Origin of the sequence: Caballeronia sp. LZ003 (assembly GCF_031451465.1) — a bacterium.
Classification (GTDB): Bacteria; Pseudomonadota; Gammaproteobacteria; order Burkholderiales; family Burkholderiaceae; genus Caballeronia.
The window spans coordinates 166,086-181,903 of record NZ_JARUXJ010000004.1 but is presented as its reverse complement, the minus strand read 5'-3'; the positions used below and the strand labels follow the sequence as shown (position 1 = coordinate 181,903).

The 15,818-nt window shown below is 62.8% G+C and carries 17 protein-coding genes; 6 read left to right on the top strand and 11 right to left on the bottom strand.

The window, feature by feature from the left end:
- The first annotated feature begins 73 nt into the window (after positions 1-73).
- The gene (locus QCE79_RS24975) at positions 74-2,008 is read left to right on the top strand and encodes a PAS domain S-box protein (RefSeq protein ID WP_309848410.1); all 1,935 of its coding nucleotides are present in this window, start codon (positions 74-76) and stop codon (positions 2,006-2,008) included.
- Between the two features lie 104 nt (positions 2,009-2,112).
- On the opposite strand, the gene QCE79_RS24970 is transcribed toward QCE79_RS24975, so the two are convergent.
- A complete protein-coding gene (locus tag QCE79_RS24970) occupies positions 2,113-3,210 on the bottom strand; it encodes an FUSC family protein (RefSeq protein WP_309848408.1) in 1,098 nt (365 codons plus the stop codon).
- An 82-nt stretch (positions 3,211-3,292) separates the two neighbouring features.
- On the bottom strand, positions 3,293-4,216 hold the full coding sequence (locus tag QCE79_RS24965) for a LysR family transcriptional regulator (protein ID WP_244828769.1): 924 nt from the start codon (positions 4,214-4,216) through the stop codon (positions 3,293-3,295).
- Positions 4,217-4,332: 116 nt separating this feature from the next.
- Here QCE79_RS24965 and QCE79_RS24960 point away from each other — a divergent pair, with 116 nt between their 5' ends.
- On the top strand, positions 4,333-4,767 hold the full coding sequence (locus QCE79_RS24960; RefSeq protein WP_309848406.1) for a VOC family protein: 435 nt from the start codon (positions 4,333-4,335) through the stop codon (positions 4,765-4,767).
- A 187-nt stretch (positions 4,768-4,954) separates the two neighbouring features.
- On the opposite strand, the gene QCE79_RS24955 is transcribed toward QCE79_RS24960, so the two are convergent.
- The 9 genes from QCE79_RS24955 to phnG form a co-directional block, all read right to left on the bottom strand.
- Complete coding sequence (locus QCE79_RS24955; RefSeq protein WP_244828771.1) at positions 4,955-5,224, bottom strand: hypothetical protein; 270 nt, start codon at positions 5,222-5,224, stop codon at positions 4,955-4,957.
- A gap of 268 nt (positions 5,225-5,492) precedes the next feature.
- Entirely contained in the window at positions 5,493-6,857 is a 1,365-nt protein-coding gene (locus tag QCE79_RS24950; protein ID WP_244828773.1) for an MFS transporter, read from the bottom strand.
- A gap of 168 nt (positions 6,858-7,025) precedes the next feature.
- On the bottom strand, positions 7,026-8,159 hold the full coding sequence (locus QCE79_RS24945) for an alpha-D-ribose 1-methylphosphonate 5-triphosphate diphosphatase (protein ID WP_250467515.1): 1,134 nt from the start codon (positions 8,157-8,159) through the stop codon (positions 7,026-7,028).
- Positions 8,153-8,926, bottom strand: coding sequence for a phosphonate C-P lyase system protein PhnL (gene phnL, locus QCE79_RS24940; protein WP_309848402.1), 774 nt, complete (start codon positions 8,924-8,926; stop codon positions 8,153-8,155). Before phnL ends, QCE79_RS24945 begins: the two co-directional genes overlap by 7 nt.
- A gap of 10 nt (positions 8,927-8,936) precedes the next feature.
- Positions 8,937-9,707 carry a phosphonate C-P lyase system protein PhnK gene (phnK, locus tag QCE79_RS24935; protein ID WP_309848400.1) on the bottom strand — a complete coding sequence of 257 codons (771 nt, stop codon included), beginning with the start codon at positions 9,705-9,707 and terminating at the stop codon, positions 8,937-8,939.
- On the bottom strand, positions 9,704-10,594 hold the full coding sequence (locus tag QCE79_RS24930; RefSeq protein WP_309850547.1) for an alpha-D-ribose 1-methylphosphonate 5-phosphate C-P-lyase PhnJ: 891 nt from the start codon (positions 10,592-10,594) through the stop codon (positions 9,704-9,706). The genes phnK and QCE79_RS24930 overlap by 4 nt, the downstream gene beginning before the upstream one ends.
- Entirely contained in the window at positions 10,567-11,658 is a 1,092-nt protein-coding gene (locus tag QCE79_RS24925) for a carbon-phosphorus lyase complex subunit PhnI (protein ID WP_309848399.1), read from the bottom strand. The genes QCE79_RS24930 and QCE79_RS24925 overlap by 28 nt, the downstream gene beginning before the upstream one ends.
- Complete coding sequence (gene phnH / locus QCE79_RS24920; protein WP_250467517.1) at positions 11,658-12,281, bottom strand: phosphonate C-P lyase system protein PhnH; 624 nt, start codon at positions 12,279-12,281, stop codon at positions 11,658-11,660. Before phnH ends, QCE79_RS24925 begins: the two co-directional genes overlap by 1 nt.
- Positions 12,278-12,757 (bottom strand): phosphonate C-P lyase system protein PhnG, encoded by a 480-nt coding sequence (gene phnG / locus QCE79_RS24915; RefSeq protein ID WP_250510389.1) that lies wholly within the window; start codon positions 12,755-12,757, stop codon positions 12,278-12,280. Before phnG ends, phnH begins: the two co-directional genes overlap by 4 nt.
- 158 nt (positions 12,758-12,915) lie before the next feature.
- On the opposite strand from phnG, the gene phnF reads away from it, so the two are divergent.
- The 4 genes from phnF to QCE79_RS24895 are packed head-to-tail and all read left to right on the top strand — an operon-like array spanning position 12,916 to position 15,815.
- The gene (phnF, locus tag QCE79_RS24910; protein WP_309848398.1) at positions 12,916-13,674 is read left to right on the top strand and encodes a phosphonate metabolism transcriptional regulator PhnF; all 759 of its coding nucleotides are present in this window, start codon (positions 12,916-12,918) and stop codon (positions 13,672-13,674) included.
- Positions 13,671-14,369 carry a DUF1045 domain-containing protein gene (locus tag QCE79_RS24905; RefSeq protein WP_309848397.1) on the top strand — a complete coding sequence of 233 codons (699 nt, stop codon included), beginning with the start codon at positions 13,671-13,673 and terminating at the stop codon, positions 14,367-14,369. Before phnF ends, QCE79_RS24905 begins: the two co-directional genes overlap by 4 nt.
- Complete coding sequence (gene phnN, locus QCE79_RS24900; RefSeq protein WP_309848395.1) at positions 14,366-14,932, top strand: phosphonate metabolism protein/1,5-bisphosphokinase (PRPP-forming) PhnN; 567 nt, start codon at positions 14,366-14,368, stop codon at positions 14,930-14,932. Before QCE79_RS24905 ends, phnN begins: the two co-directional genes overlap by 4 nt.
- Positions 14,933-14,987: 55 nt before the next feature.
- Positions 14,988-15,815, top strand: coding sequence for a CHAD domain-containing protein (locus QCE79_RS24895; protein WP_309848393.1), 828 nt, complete (start codon positions 14,988-14,990; stop codon positions 15,813-15,815).
- The last annotated feature ends 3 nt before the right edge of the window (positions 15,816-15,818 follow it).

The following is a 15,818-nucleotide window of genomic DNA, read 5'->3' as shown; positions in this document are numbered from 1 at the left end:
GAACGCGGATTTTTGAAAGCATCGCGGTCGTTGCGTTTGCAACTTCTCAACCTGAGCGCCGCCCATCAGAACCATGACTACCTTGCGCACTGCCAGGCCAGCGGAACCGGCGTCCGACAAGCCGAATGACTCGACTATCGAAGACGAGCGCTATCACACGCTTGTCGATGCCATCGAAGATTGCGCGATCTTCATGCTCGACCTCAATGGCTGCATCACGACCTGGAACACGGGCGCGCGCAAGATCAAGGGCTACGAGGCGCACGAGATCATCGGTCAGCATCTGTCGCGTTTCTATACGGCGGATTCCGTGGCGCGGGGCTGGCCCGAATACGAGCTGAAGGAGGCGTATGCCACTGGCCGTTTCGAGGACGAAGGCTGGCGTGTTCGCAAGGACGGCACGCGTTTCTGGGCCAATGTCGTCATCACGGCGGCGCGCGACACGCGTGGCGAGATCATCGGCTATGCCAAGTACACGCGCGATCTCACCGCGAAGCGCGCCGAGGAAACCAAGCTGCGGCTTTCCGAAGAACGCTTCCGCCTGCTCGTCGAAAGCGTGAGCGACTACGCCATTTGCATGTTGAGCCCGGAAGGCGAGATCGAAAGCTGGAACATGGGCGCGGTGCGTATCAAGGGATATCTGCCGGCGGAGATTCTCGGCAAGCACTTCTCCCTCTTCTATTCGCCCGAGGACATCGCCGCGAACGTGCCCGCATTGCAATTGCAGACCACCATTCGCATGGGGCGCATCGAGACCGAGGGCTGGCGCGTGCGCAAGGACGGGTCGCTGTTTTGGGCGAACGTGGTGATCACGGCGGTGTATGACGAGCACCGGACGCTGCGTGGCTTCTCCCAGGTCACGCGCGACATGAGCGAAAGAAAGCGACTGGAGCAACTCGAAGTATCGTCGCGACGCATCAGCGAGTTTCTCGCCACGCTCGCGCACGAATTGCGCAATCCGCTCGCGCCCGTGCGCAATGCCGTCGGCGTCATGCAGATGGAAGCGGATATCTCGCCGAGACTCGCTTCGTGCCGCGACATCATCGACAGACAGACTTCGCATCTCGGCCGACTGGTCGACGATCTGCTGGACATGGGCCGTATCACCACCGGCAAAATCGAACTGCGCATGGCGCGCGTGGGCGTGACCGAAATCGTCGAACGCAGCATCGAACTCGTGCGCCCTTTCACCGACGACCGCGCGCAGAGCATCACCACCGAATTGCCGCACGAGCCTATCTTCGTCTTGGGCGATGGCACGCGGCTCGTTCAGGTCGTGCAGAATCTGCTCAACAACGCATCGAAGTTTTCGCCGCACGGCAGCAGCATCCACATCTGCGTGGAGCGCGAGCGCAACGCCTTGCTGCTGAAAGTGTCCGACCGTGGCCGCGGCATTTCGCAGAAGGGTTTGACGGCTATCTTCGATCTCTTCGTACAGGAAGATCATTACCTGAACCCAGGCGAAGCCGGGCTTGGCATTGGTCTCACGTTGTGCCGTTCGATCGTCGAAATGCACGGCGGCACCATCTCCGCCGCGAGCGACGGCACCGGTCGCGGCAGCACGTTCACCGTGCGATTGCCCTACGCGCCCGCCGACGATGTGCCCATTGCCGGTTTGCTGGCAGCGCCGGCCGCATCGGGGACATTGCGTATCGTCGTGATCGATGACAACGTCGATTCCGCCGACAGCCTCGCCATGCTGCTGCAGATGAAGGGGCACGAGGTGCGCATTGCTTATCACGGCACGGAAGGTATCGACGTCATCCGGCATTTTCCGCCCGCGCTGATCCTGCTCGATCTGGCTTTGCCGGATATCGACGGCTTCGCGGTGCTGCGCTCGCTACGCTCGCAACGGCTCGTCGGACGCGCGATGATCGTCGCGATGACGGGCTTCGGTCAGGAAGGCGACAAGGAACGTTCGGCGCAGGCGGGCTTCGACGGGCATCTGGTGAAGCCCGTGGACCTGCAATTGCTCGACGAGGTGGTGGCGAAGGCGAGTAAGCGCTGACGGGTTCATGCTTTGCCGTGCTTGCCGCTTTGCGGTGCTTTACCGCTTTGCGTGCGAGGCCCGTGCCATGCCGCTTCGTCGCTGCGTTCTGCCACCGCGCGTGGTTAGCCGACCTCGCGCAACGGGAAGATCAACTTCGCCGCAATGAGCCCAAGAGCGCCGCCCAGCAACGTCTCCCACGCGCGCGCGGCGAGCAGCGGTATCGAGTGAATGCCGCTCGCGGCCATCGTCACGATGAGCGTAAAGGCGAAAGCGCCGCACGCAATGTCATAGCGCTCGGGCAGCGCCATGGCGTAGACGATCATCGCGAGGGCGGCCATCGCCCAGATGAAGAGCGGCGCGTGTTCCGCAAGCGGCAGGCAAATGAGGCCGACAGGCACGCCCACGAGCGTGCCGTAGATGCGCCGCCGCACGCGGTGTGCCGTGCCGACAGCCGAAGTCGCGACCACGTAGACGCAGGCCGTGATCGCCCACGCCGATTCCGCCATGCCGAACGCCGCGTTCAACAACGCCACCACGAGCGCGCCGCTCGCCGCCTGCAGACCCATGGCAAGCGCGGGAGAAACCTGCTGCCGCCAGTAAGCCGGCTCGGACGCGAGCGCGGGCAACACCACCGGATGCTCCGCCGGCCCGCTCAGCACACGCGGCACGATTGCCGCGATCATGCCGATGACGAGCGCGAGCGTAATCGCCCATGAATCGCCCGGTGTCAGGTTCATCGAGTAAGCGACCAGTTGACCGATGTAGAACTGTGAGCCGACGCCCGCGCCGAGCAGGCCGAAACGCTTGAGATAGCCCGCGAGGAACGCGCCCGTGACGAGCACGAACTCCGCGCCGCCGCGCCCCATTTCGTGCAGCCACGGCCCGAAGAGCGCAAAGCTGAGGGCGCCAAGCGCGGCCGCGATGCACAACACGGCGAGATCGCGGCTCGAATCGGCGCGCGCGCTGCGCGCTTCTGACACGCTTGCCCAAAGCGCGAAGGCGGCGGCCAGCATGCCAACGGAGACGCTGGCAGGCACGTCGCGCGTCACGTCGTGCAAGCCGCCGAGCGCGGCCGCGAGCCCATACGCGGTCACGAGCCGCAATCCCTTGATACGCCGATGCGTGCCCGGGTCCACGCGATCCAGCCAGGCAAGCCCCGCGCGCAAGAAGCCGAGCGGCGGTGCGGCGTCAGTGGTGTCAGTGTGTTGCTCGTCGCTCATGGACATCCGCCACGAAAGGACAAAGGAAAAGCGTGCGCGGACAACGAAGGAGACGACTCGAGGGCCGCGCCTGCAACGCATTCTAGGCGCTGTTTTTTACACGCGCGCGCTTGCGCGCCGGAAGCGGCGTTTCCGGCTTGCGACTGGCCGCATCGGCGATGCAATCCGCGAGTTGTGCCGCCGCGTCTTGCCGTCCCTTGCGCGAACGCTCGACCAGCCCGATCTCGCGATGGAACGTGTCGTCGCCCAGACCGAGCGCGACGACGCCGGCAGGCCACGGGCCGATGCCATCGGATACGGGCAAGAGCGCAACGCCCAAGCCGCGCGCGACCATTTGCGCGATGCCTTGCAACTCGTCCACTTCGATGGCGTCGCGCACCGCTATGCGTTGCTTGCGCAAGAACGTTTCCACTTGCCGTCCGCCGAACGAACGCCGGTCGTAGCGGATGAACGGCGCCGTCTCTATTACTTCGCGCCAGGCGGCGCGCTTCATGGCGGCGGGCGCAAGCAACACGAACGGTTCGGCGACGAGCGTGCGCCAGCGCAATTCGGAAGGTATCGCGAACGGCGGACGAATGATGACGGCCATGTCCGTTTCGCCTGCATCGACCTGTGCGAGCAGCGACAGCGACACGCCCGGCACGAGCCGGATGCGCCACGCGGGCAGCACGCGTCTGAACGCGCCGATGGCATCGGGCAACAGCGCCGCATGCGCCGATGCAATCGCGCCGACCGACAACGCGCCGCCACGCCCGTCGACGCCCTCGGGTTCGGCGAGGCGCGTATAGAGCGCCATGAGTTCATCCGCGAGTTCCAGCGTGCGGCGGCCCGCCTTGTTGAGTGTGGCGGAGCGTCCGGTGCGGTCGAACAAGGCGAAGCCCAAATGCGCTTCGAGACGCTGCATCTGCGCGCTCACCGCCGACTGCGTGAGCCCGATGTGCGCGCCCGCGCCGGCAAAGGTGCCGTGGCGCGCGACCGCAATGAAAGTAGTGAGTTCGCGCAGCATATTGATTCATCGATAAATTTGGGGCTGACTCCCGCAATATATCGTTTTTCAGCACTTTTATTTGTGAATAGAATCTGGGTCAAACGCTGTCGAACCCCACAAAAAGGAGTTGCACCATGAGCACGACTCAGGCCGCCATGCCGCCTTTCCATCTTGCTTTCCCCGTTCACAGCCTTGCGTCCGCGCGCGAGTTTTATGGTGATCTACTCGGTTGCCCCGAAGGCCGCAGTTCACCGGACTGGGTCGATTTCGACTTTTACGGACATCAGATCGTCGCGCATTTGGCGCCCGAGGAAGTGGGGCATCGCACGACGAGCGCTGTAGATGGCGATGCCGTGCCGGTGCGTCACTTCGGCGTCGTGCTGTCGATCCCGCAGTGGGAAGCGTTGGCCGAGAAGCTGCGTACGGCGAACACGCGTTTTATCATCGAACCGCATGTCCGTTTCAAGGGCGAAGTGGGCGAGCAGGCGACCATGTTTTTCCTCGACCCGTCGGGCAATGCGGTCGAGATCAAGGCGTTTGCCAATATGGCGTCGTTGTTTGCAAAGTAAGGTACGGCTTTGATTTGCGTGAGCTGAAGCGCGCAACATGATGGCCAGTTTTGCATTGTCATAGCGCGTTCATACGCGCGCTTCTCGATGGCGGATTCTTTTTCGAATTGAATCGCCATGTAAAACGGGACGCCCTTGAGCGTCCCGTTCATGTTTCCAGCGGCTGTTCCGCCGATTATTTCAGACCTCAGTTACCCGAGCCGCTCGCGCTGACCGGTGCGCCTGCGGTGCCGGGCGTGGCCGTGCCGCCAGGCGTGGTCGACGGACCGGGCTTCATCGACGACTGGCTGCTGTGCGTGGCCTTCGAATGAGTCTTGTGTGCGTGCGTCGTGGTCGTTTGGGCGTTGTCGCCTGCTTGCAGGCCCGTATTCGAGCTGGGAGGATTGTCCTGTGCGAATGCGGATGCGCAAACCAGGGCGAGTGCGCCAGCGGCGCATGAAATGGCGATACGCTTCATATCGAAAAACTCCTTTTTGCGGTTGCAAGATGCGATGTCGTGCGGCTTGTGGTGCCTCCTTGCTGCTGCGGTGTTGACACGCAGCGGCAGGTCGCATGTTCTTCATCAGCACACGACATGCCACGGTCTGACGATTGGCAAACAGGAGTGCGATGAGTGAAAGACTGGTGGCCATGGCCTCTCGGCAAAGCCCCACATCCAAAACAATTCGCCTGCGCGACCAACGTCCACGCAGGGCGATTCGACATCATCCAGACACAACCCATCCTCAATGCCCGACCGGCTCCGTAGCCTTCAAATCGCTCGGCAACGCGGCCTGCGGATGCGCGGCCTGCTTGATGAGCAACGCCACCGCCGAGATCAATCCCGCGACGCCGATCACCGCGAAGATGCCGCCGAAGCTGAAGTGCAATCGCGTCAGTTCAGCCACGAGAAACGATCCCGCGATACCGCCGAAGCGCCCGATGCCCAGCATCCACGCCACGCCGGTGCCGCGTCCCTGAGTCGGATAAAACGATGCCGCGAGCGCCGGCATCGACGATTGCGCCGTGTTCATCAACACGCCAGCAAGGAACACGATCAGCACGAGCAATCCCACGTTGCCCACCGCCTGCCCGATGAAGTACACGCTCACCGCGGTCAACGCATAGCACGCGGCAATGATGCGGTTCGGATTGAAGCGATCCATCAACACGCCGCACAAGACAGCGCCCACGCCGCCGAGCGGGAACAACGCGGAGATCAGCGTCGCGCGTTGCGGACTCAGGCCAGATTCCTTGAGGAGAATCGGCATCCAGTTGATCGATGCATAGAAGATCACGAGGCCCATGAAGTATGCGAGCCACAACATGATCGAACCGACGATATACGAGCGCGACAACACCACGCTCACGCCGCCCTGCCCCTGCACCGCGGGCGCCGTCTCCGTCATGAAGAACGATCCTGCGTTGGCCGCCGCCGATGAAATGCGTGCAAGCGTCGCGCGAATCTTCTCGGCCGGCTTGTTCTTCGCGACCATGTAGCGCACCGATTCCGGCAGGCTGATGAAGAGCAGCACGACGAGCACGAGCGGCGCCACGCCACCGAGCAGCAGCACGCTGCGCCAGCCGAAATGCGGAATCATCCATGCCGCGAGAAAGCCGCCGAATGCCGCGCCCAGCGGAAAGCCGCAGAACATCAGGTTGATGAGCGTCGCGCGGCGCTTGTCCGGGCAGAACTCGCTCATCATGGTGACGGCATTGGGCATGGCGGCGCCGAGGCCGAGGCCCGTAACAAAGCGCAACGCCGTGAGTTGCGTGAGGCTTGCCGAATACGCCGATGCAAAGCACGCCACGCCGAACAGCAGTACCGAGGACAACAGCATCAGCCGTCGTCCGAGCCGGTCCGACAACGGCCCGGAAAGCAGCGCGCCCGCCGCGAGCCCGAACAACGCAGCGCTCAGAACAGGCGCGAGCGCGGGCCGGCTGATCTGCCATTCGGATACGAGCGATGGCGCGATGAATCCGATGGCCGCCGTATCGAAACCATCCAGCAGCACGATGACGAAGCACATCACGAAGATCAGCCACTGGAAGGGCGAAAACGGGTGCTCGTTGATGAACGTCTGCACGTTCACAGCAGGACTTCGGCTCACTTCATTCCCTCGTCGATGATTGGCAATCGTCGTTCGACTAATGTTCGTCAGGCGAACAGCGATTCACATAGCGAACTAATTCATGCGCGAGAGTACTGAAGTCTGCATGCCTTCGCAACGCGGGCTTACCCGTGTATGTCGGTTGCCTTGCGCGGGGCTGTCGGCGTTTCAAGAAACGCGCTGCCCGTTGCGATAAGTCTCGCGCGGCACAGGCAGACCGTCCGCCAGCGCGACGCGCACGAAGTCGGCGCGCAAGCCCGTCACGATGGCCCCACGGTCGGCGAGTCCGGCCGCGTGCGCGGGTGCCCAAGAAACCGTGGCCACCGCGCGCGGCAAGGTCCATCCCGCCTTCTCGACGAGATCGAACACCGCGATGAGCAGGCTCGAAGGCACGTAATCGGACGAGAGGATGTCGAGCAACCCTTCGCGAGCGAGTTCGAGCGCCGACACGTTGCCCGAGTGCGAGCCGCCACGCACGACGTTCGGCGCGCCCATGATCGTGGCGATGCCATGTTCGCGCGCGGCACGGGCTGCATCGAGCGTGGTCGGGAATTCCGCGAGCGCAATGCCGTCGCGCGCGGCTTCTTCCACATGCTCGATGAGCGTGTCGTCGTGGCTTGCAAGCGAGATGCCCAAGCGCCGACAACGCGCGACGATGTCCGCACGATGCGCCGCCGCGTAACGCGCCTGATGCTCGGCCAGTTGCGCGAGCACGTCATTCGCGTGTTCGTCGCTCCACTTGCCGTGACGTTCCTGATACTTGCGCCACTTTTCATGGTCCTGCCACTGGCGCTGACCCGGCGTATGGTCCATCACCGATGCGAGCCTGAAGAGCGGATGCGCGCTCAGTGAATCGAATACCTCGACCACGTCCGTCGTGCCGACTTCGCAACGCAAGTGCAGGAAGTGATCGGCGCGCAAGAGTCCGCGTTCGACGAACTTGCCGATGGACTGCGCGCACCGCACTTGAAGTTCGCGGCCACGCACGCCGTCTTCGGGACGCGAGCCCACACCGAGCGCATCGAACACGGTCGTGATGCCGGCCGAAGCCACTTGCGCGTCATGCACGATGATCGCCGCTTCGTGATTCCACAGCACGCCGGGACGCGGCGCGAGATGCTTTTCGATGTTGTCCGTATGCAGTTCGACGAAGCCCGGCAGCAGATAGTCGCCGTCCCAGTTCAACGCATCGCGCGTCGCCGTATTTCCCGGCGATACATCCGCGATACAGCCCTCCTCGATGCGCACCGTGCCCGTGAATTCCTCGTTGCGCGTGACGATGCGCGCATTCGTAATCAGCATGTCTGCAATGCTCCGTCTTCGGATGAGTGGACCACTACCGGTGTTGCAAGGCGCACGATGCGGGTTGCCACGCGCTCACGCGTATCTTCGTCGTGAAAGATACCGACGATGGCCGCGCCCCGCTCGCGCGCTTCGACGATGAGATCGGCTACGACGTCCCGGTTCTGTGCATCGAGCGACGCCGTGGGCTCATCGAGCAATAAGACAGGATGCGCCGCGATCAGCCCGCGCGCAATGTTCACACGCTGTTGCTCGCCGCCGGAAAACGTCGCGGGCGCGAGCGACCATAAGCGTCGCGGTACGTTCAGCCTTGCGAGCAGGACGCTCGCGCGCTCACGTGCTTCGTCTTCATCGACACCGCGCGAGACCAGCGGTTCCGCGACGAGATCGAGCGAAGAGACACGCGGGATGGCGCGGAGAAACTGGCTCACGTAACCGAGCGTGCTTTTGCGCAAGCGGATGATGTCGTGCGGCTCGGCTTCGGTCAGCACGAGATGTCGCGAAGCGCGGCTGTCGTCGCGAATGGCGATACTGCCGCGCGTCGCGAGATAATTGCCGTACATGCAACGCAGAAACGTACTTTTGCCGGCGCCTGAAGCGCCCGCGAGCACCACGCATTCGCCGCGTTCCACATCGAGCGATACACCCGCGAGCGCCACGATGCGCACACCGCCCTGCTGATGCAGCGTGAAGGTCTTTTCTATGTCGCGTGCGCGCAGCATTAGCTCCGTGCGCGCGGCGAACGCTTCTTCGTCTGTCGTAGTCATCTGTTGCACCTCAAACCGGCAGCACGGACGCCACCAGCGTCTGCGTATAAGGATGTTGCGGATCATCCAATACCTGATCCGTGAGACCGCTCTCCACCACGCGCCCGTCCTTCATCACCATCAACCGATGCGCGAGCAAGCGTGCCACGCCGATATCGTGCGTGACGATTACAGCGGCGAGATGCAGCTGGTTCGTCAAGGTACGCAGCAAGTCGAGCAGACGCGCCTGCACGGATACGTCGAGACCGGCGGTAGGTTCGTCCATGAAGACGAGTCGCGGCCCGGTCACGAGATTGCGCGCGATCTGCAAGCGCTGCTGCATCCCGCCCGAAAAAGCCGAAGGCAATTCGTCGATGCGCATCGCATCGAGCTCGACACGGCCCATCCAGTCCGAAGCCGTCTCGCGCAAACGGCCATAGTGGCGCGCGCCGATGGCCATCAACGGCTCACCGATGTTCGCACCCGCCGACACGTTGCGCCGCAATCCATCGCGTGCATTCTGATGCACGAAGCCCCATTCCGTGCGCGACAAAAGTCGCTTGCGTGGCTCGCCGAGCGTGAGCAGATCCAGCGTTTCGCCTTCACGCGTGGTGTAGTCGAGCGCACCTTCGTCGATGCTGCTTCTGAGCGCAAGCGCGTTCAATAGAGTCGACTTGCCCGAACCCGACTCGCCCACGATGCACAGCACCTCGCCCGGATAGACCGCAAGGTCCACATCGACGCAACCGCCGCGTCCGTCGTAGCGTTTGGTGAGTCCGCGCGCATTCAAGAGCGTCTTCATTGCGCCGCCTCCTTTGCCTCTTGCTCGTCGCGGCGGCTGTGACAATAGTCGCTATCGGAGCATACGAACATGCGCGCGCCTTCGTCGTCGACGATCATTTCATCGAGAAAGCTCTCACGCGACCCGCACAGCGCGCACGCATGGTCCCACTTCTGCACGCTGAATGGATGATCTTCGAAATCCAAACTCTTCACCTTCGTATAAGGCGGAATGGCGTAGATGCGCCGCTCGCGTCCCGCGCCGAAGAGTTGCAGCGCCGCGTTCATGTGCATCTTCGGATTGTCGAACTTCGGAATAGGCGAAGGCGCCGCGAGGTAGCGATCGTTCACCAGCACTGGATAATCGTAGGTCGTCGCAATGCTGCCGTGCCGCACGATATCCTCGTAATATTTCACGTTGATGAGACCGTAGTCCGCGAGCGCATGCAGTTTCCTGCACTCCGTCACGCGCGGCTCCAGCCTGTAGAGCGGTTCGGGCATCGGCACCTGGTACACGAGAATCTGCGCTTCCGTGAGCGGCGTTTCAGGAATGCGGTGACGTGTTTGCACGATGGTGGCGTCCGCGGTGCGCGTGGTCGTTGCCACGCCCGCCGTGCGCGCGAAGAAGCGGCGAATGTTGACCGCGTTGGTGGTTTCGTCGGAGCCCTGATCGATCACCTTGAGCGTATCGTCCGCGCCGATGATCGCCGACGTCACCTGCAAACCGCCCGTGCCCCAACCATACGGCAGCGGCATTTCACGCGAGGCGAACGGCACCTGATGCCCCGGCACCGCAACGGCCTTGAGCAAGGCGCGACGAATCATGCGCTTGGTCTGCTCGTCCAGATAAGCGAAGTTCAAGCCTTCGGTCAGCGCGTTATTCAGGCCGTCTTCTCCTTGCCGTGCGATGCACGAAGTCGCCGCAGCAATTCCAGTTCCGACTGAAAGTCCACGTAATGCGGCAGTTTCAAGTGCTGCACGAAGCCCGATGCCTCGACGTTGTCGCTATGCGAGAGCACGAACTCGACATCCTGCGTGGGTGAGCCGATGGTCTCGCCCAACTCTTCCGCTCGCAAGGAACGATCGACGAGCGCCATGGCCATGGCCTTGCGCTCCGAATGCCCGAACGCGAGACCATAGCCTTGCGTGAACTTTGGCGGCACTTCGCCGCTGCCCGCGAACTGGTTGATCATCTGGCATTCGGAGATGTCGATATCGCCGATCTCCACCGCAAAACCGAGCTCATCGATATGCATTTCCACGGCCACTTCACCGTGACGAATCTCGCCTGCGAATGGATGGCTGTGCGCGTAGCCGCGCTGCGTGGCGTATCCCATTGCCAGCAGAAAGCCTTCGTCGCCGCGTGCAAGGTTTTGCAGACGCGTTGCACGATCAGCGGGAAACGCAAGCGGTTCGCGCGAGAGGTCGCCCGGCTCCGGTGAATCTTCCTGCGCGCGTTCCTGCTCGATTAGCCCTTCCTTGTTGAGCATCGACAACACGCGCGGCATATCGTTCGTGGCTTCGGCGTGGTCGCTGGAAGTCGTTGCATCGCTAATCACTTCCCCTTCGGCCAGCAAGCTGAAGTCGATCAGACGCTGGGTGTAATCGTAGGTGCCGCCCAGCATCTGCCCGCCCGGAATATCCTTGAACGCAGCGGAGATGCGCCGTTCCACGCACATCGCTGCCGTGTCCACGGGCAAGGTGTAGCCGAAGCGCGGCAACGTCGTGCGATACGCACGCAGCAGAAAAATCGCCTCGACCAGATCGCCTGCCGCCTGTTTGATGGCGAGCGCCGCGAGTTCTTCGTCGTAGACCGAGCCTTCGGTCATCACGCGCGCCACCGCGAGACGCAACTGCTCGCGAATCTGCGCGACGCGCAGCTCGGGCACCTGCAAGTCGCCGCGCCGATGCTTGGCGAGCACATCCCATGAACGTTCGATGGCTCTTTCGCCACCCTTCACCGCGACGTACATCAGTTCACCTCCACTTGCGTCGTGCGCGGCAAGCCGACGAGCGCGCCACCCGCCACGAAATAGCAATCCATGCCGCATGGAAACTGCGCGGTTAGCGCCGCGCGCTGTTGCCAGAAATCGCGCGTGAGTCCCGCAATGGCGACACTGCGCTTGTCTTCGATCCCCGGACCGCGCCACACGAGCGGCTCGCCTTCGGTCAACGAAGGCACGCGAATGAAAAGCGTCGCCGCATCTTCCGGCGTTTCCGGTTCGCCAGACGAGAAGGCATCGAGCGCGGGCAACGCGGCTGCATCGCCGAGATAGGCGAACGCGGCTTCGCTGTGATTCGGCGTGAGCGGCGCGCTTGCATGAAAGCGCAAGGCATCGCCGAATGCGGCGTTCCCGCCTTCGATGAATACAGGCGTCGAATAATCGGCGAGCGCGAGCAGCGACGCGAAAGCTGCAAGCGGCACGCGGTGTGCAAGCGCATCGCGCATGGCGTGATTGTTCGGCAACGCGGCATCAATCGCGACGATGCTGCCCGGACGCGACAACGCTTCCAGCAAAGCGCGAAAGACGCGTTGGGCATCGTGCACCGGGTCGTTGAAGCCGGGCACGAGAGCGGCCATGTCTATCTGCATCATTCCCCTCTCACCATCGTAAAGAATTCGACCTTGGTCGTAGCCGCTTCCGCTTCCTTGCGGCGCCGTTCGTCGGCGAGACGCGCGGCCAACGGTGCGATCACTTCCGTCTGCAAGCGCTGCGCATGCGCGGGCGTCTGCAGCAGCGCGTCGATCAGCGCTGCAAGCTTCGCGCGCTCCTTATCGCGGCCCATATGCACCGCGACACCGACCGGCGCGCTGCCGTCGTCCATATGCAAACGCAGCGTGGCGCGCGTGACGGTAGTCTCGCCGAGATTGAAGGCATCTCCCGAGCCGCCGATGCGCGCCCGCACCATTGCCAGGCCGATATCCGGCGCGCGCAACCAGTCGAAGCGCGGCACACTCATGCCTTCGAGCGCCGCCTGCAAACTCTCGCGCGGCGTGCGCGCCAGCACCGCCATCCATTCGCGGCGGTCGAACGAACGAGCCTCGTCGCGCGGCTCCTCTCTCTGACTCATGACTTTCCCTGATGATTTGTACGTTGCGGGCATCTTAAGCTACGCGGCTTTCGTCTGGTCGTCTAGACGTCTGGATAAGTGGGCTTTCATATTTCCATCACCATTTGCGCACTACAATGCCCAACAGCGATATTCAAACCGACGGGAATGACACCTACATGACATCGAACGAAAACGCGGCGCCGGGACACGCCGTCGAACGCGGCGCGGGGGTCGCGGTCTGGCGGCAGATCGAGCAAATACTCTCGGCGGAGATCGCCTCGAAGAGCTTCGGCGAGGAAGGCCGCCTGCCGAGCGAAGCGGAACTGGCGCGGCGCTTCGACGTGAATCGTCATACCGTGCGCCGCGCCATGCTGCGTCTCGCCGCAACGGGTCTCGTGAGCGTCGAACAGGGACGCGGCACGTTCGTGCAGCCTGGAGCGATCGACTATCAAATCGGCAGGCGCACGCGCTTCACGGAAAACATTCGCCGTCAGAAGCAGACGTCCACGGGCGTCGTGCTCGCTTCCGAACGCGTGAAGGCCGACCCTACCGTCGCGAAGGCGCTCGCTCTGCGTGCGGGCACGCTCGTCTATCAGCTCGAAACGCGTCATGACTCCGACGCCGTGCCGCTGACCTACGCACGCAACTGGTATCCCGCCGCGCGTTTTCCCGAGCTTCCCACGGTGATCGAAGCGACAGGCGGCATCACTGCGGCGCTCGCGGAGTTCGGCGTCAAGGACTATATGCGCAAGTGGAGCCGTATCGGCAGCGTGTTGCCTTCGTCGGATGTCGCCCGGCGCTTGCAGATCAACCGGCAGCAGCCGGTGCTGTGGGTCGAGAATGTGGACGTCGATGAACGCGGCGTGCCCGTCAAGTACGGCGTGACTCACTTCGCGGCAGACCGCGTGCAGTTGATGGTCGAGCACGATCTATGAGCGCTGCATGGAGTGACGAAGCGCGCATCGCACTGTATTACGCGCCGCCCGCCGCATCCGCATGGTGGCGTGCTGGTTGCGAATGGCTCGGGCGCGACGCGGAAAGCGGCCTCTCGATGGAAACGGCAGCGCACGACATCACACGCGCGCCGCGCCGCTATGGTTGGCATGCGACCATCGTGCCGCCGTTCCATTGCGCGAGCGGCGTGCAACCTGCCGATGTGCTTGCGGCCGCGCGTGCCTGGGCGTCGTCGGTCACGCGCTTCGAGATGCCGGTGCGCGTAGCGGAAATGGGCCGCTTCTTGGCGTTGCGCGCATCGGAGGAAAGCGACGACGAACGCTTGCGCGCGATGGCCGCAAGCGCGCTGCAAGCGCTCGCAGCAGTTCGCGCGATGCCATCGGCAGGGGACATCGAGCGGCGCATTGTCGATGGCATGAGCGAGCGGCAAATCGCACTCGTGCGTGAATGGGGCTATCCCTATGTCTTCGATGAATACCGCTTCCACATGACCCTCTGCGATTCGCTCGATGACACCCACGCGCGCGGTTCGGTCGTATCGGCATGGACGCGCAAGATCGACACGCTCGGCTCGCTGCCTGTGCATGGCGCGGCGCTTTTCGTGGAAAGCGCACCGGGCGCGCCGTTCACCTTGTGGCAGCGGCTGCCGTTCAACAACGTACGGGAAGGGGCATGAGCCAGAACGACACACTCGATAGCGCACGACTCATCTATGTCATGGGCCCGTCGGGCGCGGGCAAGGACTCGCTGCTCGGCTTTGCGCGCGAACGCGTCGGCGAACGCGTGATGTTCGCGCATCGGTACATCACGCGTGCGGTCGGCGACGGCGAGAACCACATTGCGTTGACGCATGAAGAATTCAAGGCGCGTCTTTCGTATGGACTTTTCTCGATGCATTGGGAAAGTCACGGCCTGTGCTATGGCATTGGCATCGAAGTGGATGCATGGCTCGAACGCGGCAGACCGGTGGTCGTGAACGGTTCGCGTCAACACGCGGATGCCGCCCTCGCCCGCTATCCGCATGCATGCTTCGTTTATATCGATGCCGCGCCCGCGGTACTGGCCGCGCGGCTAGCAAGGCGCGGACGTGAAGACGCGCGGCAGATCGAAGCGCGTCTTGCGCGCCGTCCTTCCCTCGAACTGCCCAGGCATGCGCGCGTGGTGAACATCGACAACTCCGGGCTTCTGGCCGACGCGGGCACGCAATTTCTCCGCGCCATAGACGAGACCGGCTCATAATCGCCGGAACGTTTCTTGCGAACGCCCACGACATTCCTTCGATAAAAGATTACCTATGAAATCCGGACGATCGAACGACACGTTGTCAGGCGTCACCGCCGAATCGCAGTTTCGCACTTATGCTTCACCGCTCGTTGAAGAAGCGCTGCAGCACGCGCATGAACTGGAACAGAGCGATGATGCCGAAACACTGCACAAGCTCAGGATAGCGCTACGGCGTCTGCGCAGTCTCTTTTGGGCGTATCGCCCAATCCTCGACGATGCCTTCGACGACAAGCAGCGCGCCCTCTTGCGTTATCTCGCGCAGGCAGCCGGCAGCACGCGCGATTGGGACATCCTGATCGAATTGATGAGCGAGCATGAAGACACGGATCTCGCGCAGGCATTGCGCGGCCATCGCGATGCAGCATTGAGGACCAGCAAAGCGACACTCAATAACGCGGATATCAAGGGCGTCTTGCGCGAAGCCGTGGCGGAAGCCAACCGCGAACTCAACACTGCAAAAAAGCGCGTGGCTATCGAGCAATTCGCTTCTGACAGAGTTCGAAACGCGCGAAGACAATTGAAGAAACGCATCAAGCGCGCGCGGCAAGTGAAGCGCCCGGAATATGCCGCGCTGCACGAAGTGCGCAAAGCGGGTAAGAAAGTGCGCTATCTGATCGAGTTCTTCATGCCCCTGCTTGCCGAGAAGGAACGCGGTGGATTAAAACAGCTGAAGCGTCTGCAAAAGCATCTGGGCGCATTGAACGATGTCGTTGCAAGCCGCGATCTCCTCGACAAGAGCGACGCCTTGCCCAATGCCGCCGCCGCGAAGCCAGCCTTGCGTACTTTGAAGAAGCAACAAAAGCGCCGCATGAAGCAGGCGCTCAAGTCGCTTCGATAACGC

Excerpts from the sequence above, each read along its gene's own strand:
- QCE79_RS24960 (WP_309848406.1), top strand. The coding sequence starts at position 4,333 with ATGAGCACGACTCAGGCCGCCATGCCGCCTTTCCATCTTGCTTTCCCC.
- QCE79_RS24895 (WP_309848393.1), top strand. The coding sequence starts at position 14,988 with ATGAAATCCGGACGATCGAACGACACGTTGTCAGGCGTCACCGCCGAA.
- phnH (WP_250467517.1), bottom strand. The coding sequence starts at position 12,281 with ATGATGCAGATAGACATGGCCGCTCTCGTGCCCGGCTTCAACGACCCG.
- phnN (WP_309848395.1), top strand. The coding sequence starts at position 14,366 with ATGAGCCAGAACGACACACTCGATAGCGCACGACTCATCTATGTCATG.
- phnF (WP_309848398.1), top strand. The coding sequence starts at position 12,916 with ATGACATCGAACGAAAACGCGGCGCCGGGACACGCCGTCGAACGCGGC.
- QCE79_RS24925 (WP_309848399.1), bottom strand. The coding sequence starts at position 11,658 with ATGTACGTCGCGGTGAAGGGTGGCGAAAGAGCCATCGAACGTTCATGG.
- phnG (WP_250510389.1), bottom strand. The coding sequence starts at position 12,757 with ATGAGTCAGAGAGAGGAGCCGCGCGACGAGGCTCGTTCGTTCGACCGC.
- QCE79_RS24975 (WP_309848410.1), top strand. The coding sequence starts at position 74 with ATGACTACCTTGCGCACTGCCAGGCCAGCGGAACCGGCGTCCGACAAG.
- QCE79_RS24955 (WP_244828771.1), bottom strand. The coding sequence starts at position 5,224 with ATGAAGCGTATCGCCATTTCATGCGCCGCTGGCGCACTCGCCCTGGTT.
- QCE79_RS24905 (WP_309848397.1), top strand. The coding sequence starts at position 13,671 with ATGAGCGCTGCATGGAGTGACGAAGCGCGCATCGCACTGTATTACGCG.
- phnK (WP_309848400.1), bottom strand. The coding sequence starts at position 9,707 with ATGAAGACGCTCTTGAATGCGCGCGGACTCACCAAACGCTACGACGGA.
- phnL (WP_309848402.1), bottom strand. The coding sequence starts at position 8,926 with ATGACTACGACAGACGAAGAAGCGTTCGCCGCGCGCACGGAGCTAATG.
- QCE79_RS24965 (WP_244828769.1), bottom strand. The coding sequence starts at position 4,216 with ATGCTGCGCGAACTCACTACTTTCATTGCGGTCGCGCGCCACGGCACC.
- QCE79_RS24970 (WP_309848408.1), bottom strand. The coding sequence starts at position 3,210 with ATGAGCGACGAGCAACACACTGACACCACTGACGCCGCACCGCCGCTC.
- QCE79_RS24945 (WP_250467515.1), bottom strand. The coding sequence starts at position 8,159 with ATGCTGATTACGAATGCGCGCATCGTCACGCGCAACGAGGAATTCACG.